Annotated in this window: 11 protein-coding genes; 7 read left to right on the forward strand and 4 right to left on the reverse strand. The window is 63.4% G+C overall.

What is annotated here, in order from left to right:
• Positions 1–105: 105 nt before the first annotated feature.
• On the forward strand, positions 106–570 hold the full coding sequence (locus tag AB6802_RS07050; protein ID WP_371009293.1) for an NfeD family protein: 465 nt from the start codon (positions 106–108) through the stop codon (positions 568–570).
• 24 nt (positions 571–594) lie between these two features.
• Here AB6802_RS07050 and AB6802_RS07055 read toward each other — a convergent pair whose 3' ends face one another.
• The gene (locus AB6802_RS07055) at positions 595–1,596 is read right to left on the reverse strand and encodes an SIS domain-containing protein (RefSeq protein ID WP_371009294.1); all 1,002 of its coding nucleotides are present in this window, start codon (positions 1,594–1,596) and stop codon (positions 595–597) included.
• A gap of 160 nt (positions 1,597–1,756) precedes the next feature.
• Between AB6802_RS07055 and AB6802_RS07060 the strand changes: the two genes are divergently transcribed.
• Positions 1,757–3,553 carry an outer membrane beta-barrel protein gene (locus tag AB6802_RS07060; RefSeq protein ID WP_371009295.1) on the forward strand — a complete coding sequence of 599 codons (1,797 nt, stop codon included), beginning with the start codon at positions 1,757–1,759 and terminating at the stop codon, positions 3,551–3,553.
• Positions 3,554–3,596: 43 nt separating this feature from the next.
• On the opposite strand, the gene galU is transcribed toward AB6802_RS07060, so the two are convergent.
• The gene (gene galU / locus AB6802_RS07065; protein ID WP_371009296.1) at positions 3,597–4,502 is read right to left on the reverse strand and encodes a UTP--glucose-1-phosphate uridylyltransferase GalU; all 906 of its coding nucleotides are present in this window, start codon (positions 4,500–4,502) and stop codon (positions 3,597–3,599) included.
• A gap of 223 nt (positions 4,503–4,725) precedes the next feature.
• Here galU and AB6802_RS07070 point away from each other — a divergent pair, with 223 nt between their 5' ends.
• From AB6802_RS07070 to AB6802_RS07080, 3 genes are all read left to right on the forward strand, one after another.
• Positions 4,726–5,946, forward strand: coding sequence for a lytic murein transglycosylase (locus AB6802_RS07070; protein WP_371009297.1), 1,221 nt, complete (start codon positions 4,726–4,728; stop codon positions 5,944–5,946).
• Between the two features lie 109 nt (positions 5,947–6,055).
• A complete protein-coding gene (locus AB6802_RS07075; RefSeq protein WP_371009298.1) occupies positions 6,056–7,276 on the forward strand; it encodes a DUF459 domain-containing protein in 1,221 nt (406 codons plus the stop codon).
• Between the two features lie 87 nt (positions 7,277–7,363).
• Positions 7,364–7,771, forward strand: a complete 408-nt coding sequence (locus tag AB6802_RS07080) for an MAPEG family protein (protein WP_371009299.1) — start codon at positions 7,364–7,366, stop codon at positions 7,769–7,771.
• 241 nt (positions 7,772–8,012) lie between these two features.
• Here AB6802_RS07080 and AB6802_RS07085 read toward each other — a convergent pair whose 3' ends face one another.
• Together AB6802_RS07085 and gltB are read right to left on the reverse strand one after the other, a co-directional pair.
• Entirely contained in the window at positions 8,013–9,467 is a 1,455-nt protein-coding gene (locus tag AB6802_RS07085) for a glutamate synthase subunit beta (RefSeq protein WP_371009300.1), read from the reverse strand.
• Positions 9,468–9,608: 141 nt separating this feature from the next.
• Positions 9,609–14,345, reverse strand: a complete 4,737-nt coding sequence (gene gltB, locus AB6802_RS07090; protein ID WP_371009302.1) for a glutamate synthase large subunit — start codon at positions 14,343–14,345, stop codon at positions 9,609–9,611.
• Between the two features lie 493 nt (positions 14,346–14,838).
• Here gltB and AB6802_RS07095 point away from each other — a divergent pair, with 493 nt between their 5' ends.
• Together AB6802_RS07095 and AB6802_RS07100 are read left to right on the forward strand one after the other, a co-directional pair.
• Complete coding sequence (locus tag AB6802_RS07095; protein ID WP_371009303.1) at positions 14,839–15,888, forward strand: low specificity L-threonine aldolase; 1,050 nt, start codon at positions 14,839–14,841, stop codon at positions 15,886–15,888.
• Positions 15,889–15,913: 25 nt separating this feature from the next.
• The gene (locus AB6802_RS07100) at positions 15,914–16,807 is read left to right on the forward strand and encodes an MBL fold metallo-hydrolase (protein ID WP_371009304.1); all 894 of its coding nucleotides are present in this window, start codon (positions 15,914–15,916) and stop codon (positions 16,805–16,807) included.
• Positions 16,808–16,890: the final 83 nt, after the last annotated feature.

Genomic DNA, 16,890 nt, shown 5'->3' on the forward strand with positions numbered 1-16,890 from the left:
GGAGCGGTTCATGGTTTCATGGAGACACAGAACCGCTCTCCCTTTGCTTTGACGCAATTCCGGACGGAAAGCCGTTTTCTGGAATTGCTCCAATAGGTGGGCATTATGATTGACCGTATCATTTCCGAACTCGGCCCCTGGAACTGGATGGTTCTGGGCTTCGTGCTCATTCTGATGGAGATCGTCGCGCCGGGCGTCTTCATGCTGTGGATCGGCATTGCCGCGCTCATCGTCGGCGCGGTGTCGCTGGCGATCTGGGACGCCGCTTTCTGGACCTGGCAGGTCCAGGTGCTGGTCTTCCTGGTGCTGTCGCTGATCTCGGCCTTCGTCGGCAGGAAACTGATGGCCGGCCGCCACGACGACGCCGACCAGCCGCTGCTCAACCGCCGCGGCGCGCAGATGGTCGGCAAGCTGGCGACGCTTTCAGAGCCGATCAAGAACGGCCGCGGCCGCATCAAGCTTGGCGACACGCTGTGGCGTGTGGCCGGTCCCGACCTGCCCGCAGGCACGCAAGTGCGCGTCATCAGCGCCGCCGATACCGATTTGGAACTTACGGTAGAAGCGGCCTGAGGTTGGACTGGTATGCGTTGAGATTCAGGCGGCACCGATGCGCAGCAGATCGTGGAGGTGGACCAACCCGACCGGGCGTCCGCTCTCGACCACCATCAGGCTGGTGATGGCCGAGGTGTTGATCGTCTGCAGCGCCGTCGCCACCAGCGTCTCGGGCTCGGCCGTCTTCGGCTTCTTCGTCATCACCTGATCGACGCTCATCGACAGAAGATCGCTGCCGATGTGCCGGCGGATGTCGCCGTCGGTGATGATGCCGACCAGCGCGCCATCAGCGCCGGTGATCGCCACGCAGCCAAAGCCTTTGCGCGACAGCTCGGCAATCGCTTCCTGCATGCCGGTGCCGGACGGCACCAGCGGCAGGCGGTCGCCGACATGCATGATCTCGCGCAACTGCATCAGGTTGGCGCCGAGCTGGCCGCCGGGATGAAAGGTGCGGAAATGGTCCGGCGTGAAGCCGCGAGCTTCAAGCAGCGCGATCGCCAGTGCATCGCCCATGACGAGTTGCAGCAAGGCCGAGGTTGTCGGCGCCAGCCCATGCGGACAAGCCTCCGGCACAGCCGGCAGCAAAAGCACGACGTCGGCCGCGCGCGCCAGAGCCGAGCTTTCGCCCGAGGTGATGGCGATCAGCGGGATCGAAAAGCGCCTGGAATAGGCGACGATGCCCATCAGTTCCTTGCTTTCACCCGACCACGACATGGCGATGATGGCATCGTCCCTGCCGATCATGCCGAGATCGCCGTGATTGGCTTCCGCCGGATGGACAAAGAAGGCGGGTGTGCCGGTCGAGGCAAGCGTGGCGGCGATCTTGGAACCGATATGGCCGCTCTTGCCGACGCCGGTGACGATGACGCGGCCTTCGATGTTGGAAATGAGCGCGATGGCGCGTGCAAACGGTTCGGCCAGTCCGTTTTCGAGCGCAGCGGCCAACGCCGCCACACCGGCCTGTTCCGTCGCCACCGTTCTCAGCGCCGATTCGATCGCAGTCTGGCCGTCCGGCTGTTTTCTTTCTGGGGACCCCGCATGCATGCCGCAAGCGATTAGCGCTTTGGCGCGTCCCTGTCCAACAGAATTGCCGCGAGGCGCGTTTCAGGAGCCTCGTAGAGCGGCTCTCTCAACCCTCCGTTAACCATCCGCATTTACGGTTCGGTAAGGATGGCGCGCCTGCGCCGCGCAAGCAGTGGTGACGATGTCCGGGGGCCAGCCTGAAACGAAATTCGGTCGAAAGGGCATTGCCGTCGCGGCACTGCTCATGACGGCAAGCGCGCTTGCCTTGCTGCGGCCGGCGCCGGCCTTCTCCCAGGAGACCGAGCTGCGCGGCGAAGTCTCCGAATCGGCCATCCTTGCCGACCAGCAGCGCAAAGCCAGGCAGATGCGGGCGCAAGGTGCGCAGAACCAGACGCCGCCACCGGCGAGCCCGGCTCTGGACGCGCCGGCAGCCACCTATCAGACGGCAAGTCCGGGCGCCGTTACGGATGATGACCAGGCGGCCGGCGCCACGGGCAGCATTTTCGACCAGCCGCAGGCGAACGACGATCCCCTGGCCGCCAATCCGACGCCGGTGAAGCCGCGCCGGCCCTCGACGGCAAAGCAGCGCGCCGACGACGCCAAGGCGAAAGCCGATGCCAAGACCGCCGACAAGAAAAAGACCAGGAAGAAGACCGGCGACACCACCGACAGCACGGCCACCGGCGCGACGGCTGCTTCCGGCGACCAGACCGATGCCGCGACGGCTGACGACGACGGCGGCAACCGCCGTGCCGTGACGATCGACAGCGTCGACAAGCAGAAGCTCGACCCGGGCCAGGAACGCACCGCCTCGATCGGCGGCCAGAAGGTCAAGCCCGAGGACGATCCCTTTGCCGCCCCCGGCATCAAGGTCGGTACTTTCGTCTTCCGGCCGACGCTGGAGCAGGGCTTTACCGCGACCTCCAACGCCGATTCCAGCAGCACCGGCAAGTCGGCGGTGCTGTCGGAGACGAATTTACGCTTCTCCGCGACCTCCGACTGGCGCGAGAATTCGGCTTTGATCACCGGTTACGGCCTGTTCCGCAACACAGTCTCGGGCGAGAAGATCAATGACGGCCAGGGCCGCATCGAAGGCCAGCTCAATGTCGACCTCGACAACGAGCTGCGCGCCATCGCCAAGCTCGGCTATGAGGCCGCGCCGGAATCGGCCTCTTCGCCGGACGCGATCGCCGGCGTCAACGAGCAGCCGCTGCGCCAGACCGTGGACGGCAGCCTCGGCATCGAAAAGAGCGTCGGCAAGATGCGCTATGCGCTGACCGGCTCGATCTCACATGACTTCTATGGCGACGCCACGCTCACCGACGGCACCAGCATATCGCAGAAGGATCGCGATAACACGCTCTACACGGCGACGCTGCGCACCGGCTACCAGATATCGCCGGCCCTGACACCCTTCGCGGAAGTCGAGACTGGCCGTCGCGTCTATGATCTGCGGCTCGACACTGACGGCTTCGAGCGATCCTCAACCAGGCTCGGCGCGCGCGCCGGCCTTGAGCTCGATATGGGCGAAAAACTGTCGGGTGAGTTTTCCGCCGGCTGGCTGCGCGAGGCGATCGACGACAGTCGCCTCCCGGCAGTCGCCGGCCCGAGCATCGACGCCGACCTCAAATGGTCGCCCGAGCGCGGCACCACCATCGGCCTCACCGGCAAAACCACCGTCGAGACCACCACGACAGCCGGCGAGAGCGGCGACGTCCTCTATTCAGGCCGGCTCACCGGCGAACGGCAGATTCGCGCCAACCTGACGGCAAATGCCGCGCTCGGCCTGGATTGGCGCCACTACACCGGCATCGACGGTCATGATCGGATTCTTAGCGCCGAGGCCGGTCTGACCTGGTGGCTGAACCGCTATGCCGGTCTCACCACCCGCGTCAGGACCGAAAAGCTGACCAGCAACCTGCCTGGCCGCGACTATGTCGCCAACAGCATCTATCTCGGCCTGAAAGTGCAGCGCTGACGCTGCACCCCGAGGCTCAGTACCGGCCTGATCTGACGATAGGCTAAGAGGCAGCGCCGCGCCGGGCCGACGGCTTCATCTCGTCGAGCAATGTGCGGATAACACCGGCCATGTTTTCGTTCATGTCGTTGCGCCAGAGCGCGAAGGCGACATTGGCTTCGACGAAACCCTCCGGCGAGCCGCAGTCGAAAGTGCGGCCCTGGTAGTGGTAACCATAGAAGGACTGCTGCTTTTCCAGCTTCAGCATCGCGTCGGTAAGCTGGATCTCATTGCCGGCGCCCTTTTCCTGGCTTTCGAGGATCTTGAAGATCTCGGGCTGCAGGATGTAGCGGCCGTTGATGTAGAGATTGGACGGTGCGGTGCCCTGCTTCGGCTTTTCCACCATTTCGGTGATGCGGAAGCCATGATGCGTGTCCTCGCCGCGGCCGACGATGCCATATTTGTGGGTTTCGGCCGGATCGCATTCCTGCACGGCGATGATGTTGTTGCCGGTTTCCTCGTAGAGTTCGACCATCGCTTTCATACAGCTCTTCTCCGACTGCATGATCATGTCGGGCAACAACAGCGCGAACGGCTCGTCGCCGACGAGTTCGCGTGCGCACCAGACGGCGTGGCCAAGGCCCATCGGCACCTGCTGGCGGGTGAAGCTTGTCTGGCCCGGCGCCGGCTGCAACCGCTGCAACCGGGCGAGTTGCTCGTCCTTGCCGCGCTGTGCGAGCGTGTCATAGAGCTCGAACTGGATATCGAAATGATCCTCGATGACCGCCTTGTTGCGGCCGGTCACGAAGATGAAATGCTCGATCCCGGCCTCGCGCGCCTCATCGACCACATATTGGATGACCGGCCGGTCGACGACGGTCAGCATCTCCTTCGGAATGGCCTTGGTGGCCGGAAGAAACCGCGTGCCGAGGCCGGCGACCGGGAAAACTGCCTTGCGAACTCGCTTCATGCTGTACCACCCATCCGTTTGGTCAATTATCCGCTCGGCGGCAAGCTCCGCAATCCCCCCGAACGTTTTCACGCCGGAATGTTGAACGAGCGAAGCGCCGATTTGAACGTGCAGCCTAAAAGCCGCGACGCCTGTTTTCGTTCCCGGCGGCACCTATGGTAAACTAAATACTAACCCGGTTCGGCGTTGAATGATCCTTCATGATTTGACGAAGGAGGAAAAGATGTCGGTTCGAAACACGGCCAGGCGCCTGACGGCCCTCGCGACGGCCGCCGGCCTCGCGTTCGCCTTGCTGATGCCCGCCGGACCGGCTTTCGCCGACGCCGGCTTCCGCCAGTGGGTCGCCGGCTTCCGCGCCACCGCGGTGGCGGGCGGCGTTTCTGGATCCCTCTACGATCAGGCCATGCGAGGCATCGAACCCGACCCCGTGGTGCTGGAAAAGGCCCGCACGCAGCCGGAATTTACCGCGCCGGCCTGGGACTATTTCGACAACCGCGTGCACGACCAGTCAGTGGCCAACGGCCAGGCGATGGCGAAGAAGTGGAAGCCCTGGCTCGATCGGATCGAGGCGCGGTTCGGCGTCGACCGCAACATCCTTTTAGCCATCTGGTCGATGGAATCGAATTACGGCGAAATCCTCAAGCGCGACGACATCATGCGCAATGTCGTCCGTTCGCTGGCAACGCTCGCCTATGGCGACCCGAAACGTTCGAAATACGCCCGCACCCAATTGGTCGCGGCGCTGAAGATCCTGCAGACCGGCGACATCGACGAGAGCCATCTGATGGGCTCCTGGGCCGGCGCGATGGGCCAGACCCAGTTCATCCCGACCAGCTACCAGCACTATGCGGTCGACATGGACGGCAATGGCAAGCGCGACATCTGGAATTCGATCCCCGATGCGCTGGCAACCGCCGCCAATTTGTTGAAGAAGAATGGCTGGCAGGCAGGCAAGACCTGGGGCTACGAAGTGACCATCCCGGCCGGCAAATTGCCCGGTGGGGCAAAAACGATCGCCCAGTGGCAGACGCTCGGCGTCGTCAGGGCCAGCGGTAAGCCGTTCAAGAATCTGAGCGACAAGGCAACGCTGAAAGTGCCCGACGGTCGCGGTGGGCCGGCGTTTCTGATGATCAGGAATTTTTCGGTCATCAAGGCCTATAACAATGCCGACAAATACGCTTTGGCCGTCGGCCTGCTCGCCGACGAGATCGCCGGCGGCAGCGGCCTTGTCCAGGATTGGCAGCGTCCCTTCACCAAGCTCAGCTTCGAGGAACGCCAGGAATTGCAGAAGCGGCTTTCCGAACACGGGCTTTATGACGGCAAGTTCGACGGCAAGATCGGTGACGGCACGAAAACCGCCATCATGACCTATCAGGCCAAGGTCGGCTTGACCCAGGATGGCTATCCGAGCATGGAAGTGCTCAAATGGCTTCGCAAGAAGTAGAGTAGGCGAAAAGCGCCCGGCATCCTTTTTCCAGGACAGCCGCGACGCGGTAACGCCTCGGTGCGCATGGCCTCTGATACCGGTCATGCGTCAAGGGATGGAGAGGTGATTGGTTTCGGTTGCGCGTATCCGGCTGCTTTTTCGCCGCGTGCCGATCCTGGTTCTCGCGCTGGCTGTACTGGTAGTCGCTGCCGCCGGAGCTTTCCACACGCCCGCTTTCGCGCAGGAGCAAAGTCACGGCTGGTCGCTGCGCGACCTCCTGTTCCCGCGCCGCAGCGAACGCGTCGAGCCGCCGCTCGACATTGAAAAGGCGAGGCCGAAACCGAAGAAGAAATCGAAACCCCGCCCGCCGGCCGAGCCGGAGACGCCGATCGTCGAAAAGACGACGGACGCCAAGGTCGTGCTGGTGGTCGGCGATTTCATGGCCAGCGGGCTTGCCGAGGGCCTCGACACCGCCTTCGCCGACAATCCGGCCGTCAGGATCGTCGTCCGCAGCAACGGTTCGTCCGGCTTCGCGCGTGACGATTTCTACAATTGGCCGGTCGAGATCAAGTCGCTGATCGAGACCGAGAAGCCGGCAGCCGTCATCGTCATGCTGGGCTCCAACGACCGCCAGCAGATGAAGGTCGGCGACGTGCGCGAGCAGCCGCGCTCGGAGAACTGGACCAAGGAATATGAGCGCCGCACCGATGCGCTGGGCAAGGCCATCCAGGACGCCAAGGTGCCGTTCCTGTGGGTCGGCATGCCGGCTTTCGGTGTCACCAAGATGAACTCCGACATGCTTGCCTTCAACGACATCTACCACTCGGCCGCCCAAAGTCACGGCGGCGAGTTCGTCGATGTCTGGGACGGCTTCGTCGACGAGAACGGCGCTTTCGTCACCTCCGGCCCCGACATCAACGGCCAGCCCGTGCGCCTGCGCTCCGACGACGGCATCAACGTCACCAAGGCCGGCAAGCGCAAGCTCGCCTTCTATACGGAGAAGCCGCTGGCCAAGCTCCTCGGGCTGGCGGCGCCGGGAAGCATAACCACGGTTTCCGCGCCGGCCGGCGCGCCGGTCGAAGCGCCGCAGCCTGCGGCTGCCCCCGTCATCGTCGACCGCACCGCGCCGATGCTGCTCGGCGACCCGGCGCTGGATGGCGGAACGGAATTGCTCGGCGCCGCGCCGGCAGCCAAGGCCGATCCGAACCTGCCAGGCGAAAAGCTGATCATGGAAGGCAAGGCCCCTGCCGCCTCGCCCGGACGCGCCGACGATTTTTCCTGGCCGCCGACGACGCAGCCGCCGGCGACAGCAGCCGCCACGCCGGACGCGGCGACGGCAACTCCTTGACCGACGGTCCTGCCTAGCGGCAATTCCGTGCCGAGCCGAACAATGGCATTATCGGTTTTTGGCCGAACTCAAAGTCGGGGGGCGAATATGTCGGCAACGGGCTACGCATTGCTTGGGTTCGTGACTTGGACCCTTTTATTGCTCACATGGATGGAGATATTGCGCACGCACCTCGTACTGAACGGCCGCATCCCCGCCAATGGATTTGCACCGGATAACGCAGGTCTTTCGCCCTTTTTACAGCGTCTTGCGCGCGCTCACGCGAATTGCATTGAGGGACTTCCAATCTTCGGAAGTCTCATGGCCTTGGCCATGATGACTTCGCGGACCGGCATCACCGACCCGCTCGCATACTGGTTTCTCGTTGCGCGATTGCTCCAGTCCGCCATTCATTTGACGTCGACCAGTCCAAACGCGGTCAAGGCTCGATTTTCCGCGTTTGCGGTCCAGATGGTCATCGGCCTCTATTGGGCGGTTGAGCTGCTGATCAGCTAGAGCAATTTCAGGAAAAGTGTGAAGCGGTTTTCCGTCCGAAATTGCGTCAAACAAATAATTAGAGAATTTCGCCGTTTCCATGAAACGGTGAAATGCTCTGGGGCAGTTCGCGAGAAAAGGATACCGCGGGTTAGAGCAATTCCAGGAAAAGTGTGAGCGGTTTTCCGTCCGGAATTGCGTCAAAACAAAGAGTTAGAGCGCTTCGCCGTTTCCATGAAACGGTGAAACGCTCTAGCCCACTTTAACGCGGCAGCACCGTCGAACCCATCAACGCCTCGTCGATCGAGCGCGCCGCCTGGCGGCCTTCGCGGATCGCCCACACCACCAGCGACTGGCCGCGGCGGACGTCGCCCGCCGCATAGAGCTTGTCGACACTGGTCTTGTAGTCGCGGTCGTTGGCGTCGACATTGCGCGATCTGCGGCTATCGGTGACGATCTTCATCTGCCCGTCCAATTCCGCCGCCACGCCGGCTTTCGCCGGGCCGGCAAAGCCGATGGCGATGAAGGCGAGATCGGCGCGGATGACGAACTCGGTGCCGGCGATCGGCTTGCGCTTCTCGTCGACCTCGCAGCAGCGCACGCCGGTGAGCTGGCCGTCCTCGCCGATGAATTCGAGTGTCGCCACCTGGAATTCGCGTTCCGCGCCCTCGGCCTGCGAGGATGACGTGCGCATCTTCGTTGCCCAGTAAGGCCAGACCGCGAGCTTGTCTTCCTTCTCCGGCGGCTGCGGACGGATGTCGAGCTGGGTGACGCGCACCGCGCCCTGCCGGAAGGCCGTGCCGACGCAGTCGGACGCGGTGTCGCCGCCGCCGACGACCACGACATGCTGGCCGCTGGCGATGATCGGATGCGAGGGCCATGCCACCGACTGGATGGGCTCGCCGCCGACGCGGCGGTTCTGTTGCACCAGATAGGGCATGGCGTCGTAGACGCCGCTGAGATCGTCGCCCGGAATACCCGCCGGACGCGGCGTTTCCGAGCCGCCGCAATAAAGCACAGCGTCATGTTCCTCGAGCAGTTCGGCGACGGTCTTGTCGACGCCGACATTGACGCCGCAATGGAAGGTGACGCCCTCGCCCTGCATCTGCTCGATGCGACGGTCGATATAGTGCTTCTCGATCTTGAAGTCGGGAATGCCGTAGCGCATCAGCCCGCCCGGGCGGCTTTCGCGCTCATAGACATGGACGTCGTGGCCGGCGCGGCCGAGTTGCTGGGCGGCGGCCATGCCGGCCGGGCCGGAGCCGATGACGGCGACCCGCTTGCCGGTCTTCTTCTCCGGCGGATAGGGCCGGATATGGCCGGTCTCATAGGCCTTGTCGGCGATTGCCTGCTCGACGGTCTTGATGGCGACCGGAATGTCCTCGAGGTTCAGCGTGCAGGCTTCCTCGCAGGGCGCCGGACAGATGCGGCCGGTGAACTCCGGGAAATTGTTGGTCGAATGCAGGTTGCGGATCGCATTGTCCCAGTCGCCATTGTAGACGAGGTCGTTCCAGTCGGGGATCTGGTTGTGGATCGGACAGCCGGTCGGCCCGTGGCAGAACGGAATGCCGCAATCCATGCAGCGCGCGGCCTGTTTCTCGACCTCTTTGTCCGACATCGGCAGCGTGAATTCACGAAAATGCCGGATGCGGTCGGATGCAGGCTGGTACTTGTGCACCTGCCGGTCGATCTCGAGAAAGCCTGTTACCTTGCCCATGGTCCAGTTTCCTGCTGTCCAGATGGTGCGGGTTTCGCCGCACCCGTTAATCCCTTGAGGCTGCCGTGGCAACCTTGCCGTAAGAGGTCAAGCTGTCGATGAAGGAGCCGGGAAGCTGGGCTCCCCGGCAATTGCGAAAGTCTATTCGGCCGCGACGCCCATGCGCATGCGTTCCATCTCGATCAGCGCGCGGCGGTATTCCACCGGCATGATTTTCCGGAATTTCGGCCGGAAGTTCTGCCAATCGTCGAGGATCTCGCGTCCGCGCACCGAACCGGTGAAATGCACGTGGTTCGAGATCAGCTGGTAAAGCCGCTCCTCGTCATGACTTGTCATGTCGCCTGAGACGTCGACGCGACCCTTGTGATCGAGGTCGCCGCCATGATGGAGCAGCCTCTCCATCAGGTCGTCCTCTTCCGGAACCGGCTCCAGCTCGACCATGGCCATGTTGCAGCGCGCGGCGAAATCGCCCTTCTCGTCCAGCACATAGGCGACGCCGCCCGACATGCCGGCCGCAAAGTTGCGGCCGGTCTGGCCGATGACGACGACGATGCCGCCGGTCATGTATTCGCAGCCATGGTCGCCGACGCCTTCGACGACGGCCGCGACGCCCGAATTGCGCACCGCGAAGCGCTCGCCGGCGACGCCGGCGAAATAGGCCTCACCCTCGGTGGCGCCGTAGAGCACCGTATTGCCGACGATGATCGATTCCGCCGCGACGATCTTGGATCCTTCCGGCGGCCGAATGACGATGCGCCCGCCCGAAAGGCCCTTGCCGACATAGTCGTTGGCGGCGCCGACAAGATCGAACGAAATGCCGCGCGCCAGGAAGGCGCCGAAGGACTGGCCGGCGGTGCCGGTGAGCTTCACCTGGATGGTGTCCTCACGCAGCCCCTTGTGCTTGAAGCGCTTGGCGACTTCGCCCGACAGCATGGCTCCCGTCGAACGGTCGACATTGCGAATATCGACCTCGATCTTGACCGGCTGCTTGCTTTCCAGCGCTGGCTTGGCCAGCTCGATCAGCTTGCGGTCGAGCACATCGTCGATCGGATGCTTCTGCCGCTCGGTCCAGTGCAGCGCCTCATGCGGCGCATCGGGCTTATAGAACATCTTGGTGAAGTCGAGCCCGCGCGCCTTCCAGTGCTGGATGACGTCGCGCTTCTCGAGAAGGTCGGCGTCGCCGATGATCTGGTCGAGATGGGTGAAGCCCATTTCGGCGAGCAGCCCGCGCACCTCTTCCGCCACGTAGAAGAAGAAGTTGATGACATGCTCGGGCGCGCCCTTGAAGCGCTTGCGCAGGACCGGGTCCTGCGTCGCCACGCCGACCGGGCAGGTGTTGAGGTGGCACTTGCGCATCATGATGCAACCGGCCGCGATCAGCGGCGCGGTCGAGAAGCCGAACTCGTCGGCGCCGAGCAGCGCGCCGATGATGACGTCACGCCCGGTGCGCAAGCCACCGTCGACCTGCAGCGCCACGCGTGAGCGCAGGCCGTTGAGCACCAGCGTCTGGTGCGTTTCGGCAAGGCCCATTTCCCACGGGCTGCCGGCATGCTTGAGCGAGGTCAGCGGCGAAGCGCCGGTGCCGCCGTCATAGCCCGAGATGGTGATGTGGTCGGCGCGCGCCTTGGCCACACCTGCCGCCACCGTGCCGACACCGACTTCCGACACCAGCTTGACCGAGACATCGGCCGCCGGGTTGACGTTCTTCAGATCATAGATCAGCTGCGCCAGATCCTCGATCGAATAGATGTCGTGATGCGGCGGCGGCGAGATCAGGCCGACGCCGGGCGTCGAATGCCTGACCTTGGCGATGGTCGCATCGACCTTGTGTCCAGGCAGCTGGCCGCCTTCACCGGGCTTGGCGCCCTGCGCGACCTTGATCTGCATGACGTCGGAGTTGACGAGATACTCGGCTGTGACGCCGAACCGACCCGAGGCGACCTGCTTGATCGCCGAGCGTTCCGGATTCTTGCCGCCGCCGGGCAGCGGCAGATATCGGTCGGCCTCTTCGCCGCCCTCGCCAGTGTTCGACTTGCCGCCGATCTGGTTCATGGCGCGCGCCAGCGTCGTGTGCGCTTCACGCGAGATCGAGCCGAACGACATCGCCCCGGTCGAGAAGCGCTTGACGATCTCGGCCGCCGACATCACGTCCTCGATCGCCACCTTCTTGCGCCCGGTCTCCTCCGCAAGCCTGATCTTGAACAGGCCGCGGATCGTCTGCGCGCGCGCGGTCGCGCTGTCGATCTGCGCAGAATAGTCCTTGAACGTGTCCCACGAACCCTGCCGCACCGCGTGCTGCAAGGTGGCGACCGCGTCGGGCGACCACATATGCGCCTCGCCGCGCATGCGGAACATATACTCGCCGCCGACCTCGAGGGTGTTGCGCAGCACCGGGTCGTTGCCGAAGGCATCGTTGTGCCGGCTAAGCGTCTCGGTCGCGATCTCCTCCAGGCCGACGCCTTCGATCAGCGTCGCGGTGCCGGTGAAGTACTTCTCGACGAACTCCGACTTGAGCCCGATGGCGTCGAATATCTGCGCGCCGCAATAGGACTGATAGGTCGAGATGCCCATCTTGGACATCACCTTGAGGATGCCCTTGCCGATCGACTTGATGTAGCGGGTGACGACTTCGTACTCGTCGACCTCTTCCGGCAATTCGCCGCGCTTGTGCATGTCGAGCAGCGTGTCGAAGGCGAGATACGGGTTGATCGCTTCGGCGCCATAGCCGGCCAGGCAGCAGAAATGATGCACCTCGCGCGGCTCGCCGGATTCGACGACGAGGCCGACCGAGGTGCGCAGGCCCTTGCGGATCAGGTGATGGTGCACCGCCGCCGTCGCCAGCAGCACCGGAATGGCGATGCGGTCCGGACCGACCTGGCGGTCGGACAGGATGATGATGTTGTAGCCGCCGGCGACCGCCGCCTCGGCCCGCTCGCAGAGCCGGTCGATAGCGCCTTGCATGCCGGCCGCGCCCTCGGTCGAACCGTAGGTGATGTCGATCGTCTTGGTGTCGAAACGGTCCTCGGTGTGGCCGATGGAGCGGATCTTCTCAAGATCGCCATTGGTCAGGATCGGCTGGCGCACCTCGAGCCGCTTGCGGCGCGACGTGCCGACCAGGTCGAAGATGTTCGGCCGCGGGCCGATGAACGACACCAGGCTCATCACCAGCTCCTCGCGGATCGGGTCGATCGGCGGGTTGGTGACCTGGGCGAAGTTCTGCTTGAAATAGGTGTAGAGCAGCTTCGACTTGTCCGACATCGCCGAGATTGGCGTGTCGGTGCCCATCGAGCCGACGGCTTCCTGGCCGGTGGTCGCCATCGGCGCCATCAGGAGCTTGGTGTCTTCCTGCGTGTAGCCGAACGACTGCTGGCGATCGAGCAGGCTGACATCCTTGCGCAGCGCGCGCGGCTCGACCGGCTTCAGATCTTCCAGGATGAGCTGCGTGTTGGCGAGCCAGGTCTTGTAGGGATGCCTGGCCGCGATCTCCGACTTGATCTCTTCGTCGGGGATGATGCGGCCCTTGACGAGGTCGATCAGAAGCATGCGGCCAGGCTGCAGCCGCCACTTCTGCACGATCTTTTCCTCCGGCACCGGCAGCACGCCGGCTTCGGATGCCATGATGACGCGGTCGTCGTCGGTGACGATGTAGCGCGCCGGGCGCAGGCCGTTGCGGTCGAGCGTGGCGCCGATCTGGCGGCCGTCGGTGAAGGCGACAGCCGCCGGGCCGTCCCACGGTTCCATCAGGGCGGCATGATACTCGTAGAAAGCCTTGCGGTCGGCGTCCATGAGCTTGTTGCCGGCCCAGGCTTCCGGGATCAGCATCATCATGGCGTGGCTGAGCGAATAGCCGCCCTGGAACAGGAACTCGAGCGCGTTGTCGAAACACGCCGTGTCCGACTGGCCTTCGTAGGAGATCGGCCACAGCTTCGAGATGTTGTTGCCGAACAGCTCGGAATCGACCGAGGCCTGGCGCGCCGCCATCCAGTTGTTGTTACCGCGCACGGTGTTGATCTCGCCATTGTGGGCGACCATGCGGTAGGGATGCGCGAGCTTCCACGACGGGAAGGTGTTGGTCGAGAAACGCTGGTGAACCAGGATCAGCGCGGTTTCGAAGCGCGGGTCCTTGAGGTCCTTGTAATAGGCGCCGACCTGGTAGGCCAGGAACATGCCCTTGTAGACGATGGTGCGCGCCGACAGCGACACGCAATAGGAGCCGATATCCTGGTTGTTGTTCTCGGCATAGATGCGGCCCGAGATCACCTTGCGCAGCAGGTAAAGCCTCGCCTCATATTCCTCATCGTCCGGGATGTCGGCCGTGCGGCCGATGAACACCTGCCGGTGGAACGGTTCGGACGCCACGATGTCCGGCGCCTTCGACAGCGAGGAGTTGTCGACGGGGACATCGCGGAAGCCGAGCAGCGGCAACCCTTCCGACTGCGCCGACTCGGCGATGATTTCTTCAATATGCGCGCGCAGCGTGGCGTCCTGCGGCATGAACCAGTGACCGACCCCATATTGGCCGGACGGCGGTAGTTCGACGCCCTTGGCCGCCATCTCCTCGCGGAAGAAAGCGTCCGGAATCTGCACCAGCACGCCGGCGCCGTCGCCGACCAGCGGGTCGGCGCCAACGGCGCCGCGATGCGTCAGGTTTTCCAGCACGGCAAGACCGTCCACGACGATCTGGTGCGACTTCACGCCGTTCATGTTGGCGATGAAGCCGACGCCGCAGGCATCATGTTCGTTGCGCGGATGGTAAAGGCCCTGCGCGGCCATGCCGTTGGCAGTTCGGAGATTTTTGGTCAGGACGGTATTTTTAACGGCTGCCGCTTTCGTCTGCGCGGCCTGGCCGTCGATCGCAGATGGCGTCAATTCCGTCATCGTCCTATCCTCCGTTCTTCACCTTGGCCCTGACTGTCTCAGGGCGCTGGTTTGCCTTGGGAAGCGAGAATGCTTCCCCTTGATCCTTGCTGCACGTCTTGCGAAATCCAACCGAACCATACGGCCATACGCCCGGTTCGCATCCGGTATCGTACAGGCCAGAGCCGGGCCGTCTACCCGCCGCTCGCGACAATAGCCGGAATGGCACTATGATACGCCAGTCCAGCCTGTTTTGTGCGACAAAATAAGACAGCACTACTGTCCTAAATTTTTTATGACAGAAATCGGGGAGCCATACAAGACCGATTCACAAAAATCTTGGCCGCGCCGCGACACAAAATTTCGTGACAGGCACCGGAAACGTAAGCTTTGGTCCCGGCGATTTTCGGGCGACAGGCTGGCTTCACCACTTTGCGAAGCGCTGGCCCTTGCGCTTCAACCGCCGAAGCGGTCAAGTCGCGCCGCTTTTGCCAACCATGATACGGACTTCTCAATGTTCTTTGCATCCGACAATTGGGCGGGCGTCCACCCCAGTATCGCCGCCGGCCTGTCAGCCAATGCCGGCGGCTTTTCGACCGCCTATGGCGATGGTGAGCTTGACCGCGCCGTCTACCGGCATTTCAGTGAGGTTTTCGAGCGCGAGGTCGCAGTGTTCTTCGTCGCCACCGGCACCGCCGCCAATTCGCTCTCGCTGGCCGCCTACAGCAAGCCTGGCGGCATTTCCTTTGCGCATCGCGAATCGCACATCATCGAGGACGAATGCGGCGCGCCGGAATATTTTTCCGGCGGCTCGCGCCTGCATGCGGTCGACGGCGCGCTGGGCAAGATCGACCCGCACAATCTCGACCGGGCCATCGCCCGCTTTGCACCCGAGATCGTCCACTGGGGACGGCCGACGGCAGTCTCGATCACCCAGTCGACCGAAGTCGGCACGATCTATGGGCTCGACGACATTTCCGCGATTTCGCAAATCGCCAAGCGGTATTCCTTGCCGCTGCATATGGACGGCGCCCGCTTTGCCAACGCGCTGGTGGCGCTTGAGACGACGCCTGCCGAAATGACCTGGAAGCGCGGCGTCGATATCGTTTCGTTCGGCGGCACGAAGAATGGCTGCTGGTGCGCCGAGGCCGTGATCCTGTTCGATCTCGACCGCGCCAAGGAACTGGCCTTCCTGCGCAAGCGGGCCGCGCAGCTGTTTTCCAAGTCGCGCTTCATCGCCGCGCAGTTCGACGCCTATTTCAAGCACGGGTTGTGGCTGGACACTGCCCGTCACGCCAACGCCATGGCCGCTCGCCTGGCGGCGGCGATCGAGGATTCGGCGACCGCCAAGTTGGCCTGGTTGCCGCAGGCGAACGAGGTTTTCGCCGTGATGAAAAAGACGGAGACCGAAAAGCTGCAGGCAGCCGGCGCAGCCTTTTATGATTGGCACAAGCCGCATGGCTTCGACGGCCATCTGGGCGAGGACGAGCTGCTCTATCGCTTTGTCACCAGCTTTGCCACGACGGCCGACGAAGTCGATCGTTTTGGCCAGCTGATCGCCTGAGCGCCCCCAGATCGAGAACGCGCAGATGACCAAACCGCCCCTCGGCTCGACCATGCGGCTGGTCCACCCGGCGCCAAACGTGCTCGGCTTCTACGACGGCCGCATCGATGGCGTCCGCATCTGGTCGGATGGCCCGAATTGGCTCGACGACGGCGCCTATGCGCTCGGCATCTGCACCTATGCGATTGTCGATGGAGCGCAGGCGCTGGTCTACGACACGCATATATCCCTGCCCCATGCCCGCTTCATCAGGCGAACGCTTGAAGACATGGGCGTGACCTCGATCCGCGTCGTGCTCAGCCACTGGCATGACGACCATATTGCCGGCAACGAGGTGTTCCAGGATTGCGAGATCATCGCCAACGCTCTCACGGCCTCGGCGCTCGAACGCGGCCGCGCCGAAATCGAAGCCGGCGATCCGCCGATCAGGCCGCTGATCCTGCCCAACAAAACGTTCGAGCACAGCCTCCGCCTCACGGTAGGATCGATCCCCGTCGAACTCCGCCAGGTCGAAATCCACAGCCACGACGGCACGGTGCTGCTGATGCCCGACGCCGGCCTGCTGCTGGCGGGCGACACGCTGGAAGATTCGATCACCTATGTCTCCGAGCCGGAACGACTGGCGCAACATCTGGTCGACCTTGAGCGCATGTCCGGTTGGCAATTCGACCGGATCCTGCCCAACCATGGTTCGTTGGAAGCAATCGAGGCGGGTGGCTACGACAGAAGCCTCATCGCCGCGACGCAGACCTATATCCGCAAGCTGCTTGGCTGCCGACACGACCCCGATCTGGCCAGGCAGGACCTGAAGACTTTCGGCGCGGATATGTTTGCAACAACGGCGGTTGAGTACTTCCAGCCATACGAGGCCGTTCACCGACAGAACGTCGAGGCTGTTGTCGCGGCAAAGAACCGGTAATGCGCGCTAGGGCCTGTTGAGAATCAGCGTGAGTTGATGACGGATGCGCAAGCGTAGATCATTGCGCTGAAGTTTCGATCTGT

Source organism: Mesorhizobium sp. RCC_202 (genome assembly GCF_041355295.1).
Lineage (GTDB): Bacteria > Pseudomonadota > Alphaproteobacteria > Rhizobiales > Rhizobiaceae > Mesorhizobium.

Coding starts and splice junctions, on each gene's coding strand:
- AB6802_RS07050 (WP_371009293.1), top strand. CDS start 106: ATGATTGACCGTATCATTTCCGAACTCGGCCCCTGGAACTGGATGGTT.
- AB6802_RS07055 (WP_371009294.1), bottom strand. CDS start 1,596: ATGCATGCGGGGTCCCCAGAAAGAAAACAGCCGGACGGCCAGACTGCG.
- AB6802_RS07060 (WP_371009295.1), top strand. CDS start 1,757: ATGTCCGGGGGCCAGCCTGAAACGAAATTCGGTCGAAAGGGCATTGCC.
- galU (WP_371009296.1), bottom strand. CDS start 4,502: ATGAAGCGAGTTCGCAAGGCAGTTTTCCCGGTCGCCGGCCTCGGCACG.
- AB6802_RS07070 (WP_371009297.1), top strand. CDS start 4,726: ATGTCGGTTCGAAACACGGCCAGGCGCCTGACGGCCCTCGCGACGGCC.
- AB6802_RS07080 (WP_371009299.1), top strand. CDS start 7,364: ATGTCGGCAACGGGCTACGCATTGCTTGGGTTCGTGACTTGGACCCTT.
- AB6802_RS07085 (WP_371009300.1), bottom strand. CDS start 9,467: ATGGGCAAGGTAACAGGCTTTCTCGAGATCGACCGGCAGGTGCACAAG.
- gltB (WP_371009302.1), bottom strand. CDS start 14,345: ATGACGGAATTGACGCCATCTGCGATCGACGGCCAGGCCGCGCAGACG.
- AB6802_RS07095 (WP_371009303.1), top strand. CDS start 14,839: ATGTTCTTTGCATCCGACAATTGGGCGGGCGTCCACCCCAGTATCGCC.
- AB6802_RS07100 (WP_371009304.1), top strand. CDS start 15,914: ATGACCAAACCGCCCCTCGGCTCGACCATGCGGCTGGTCCACCCGGCG.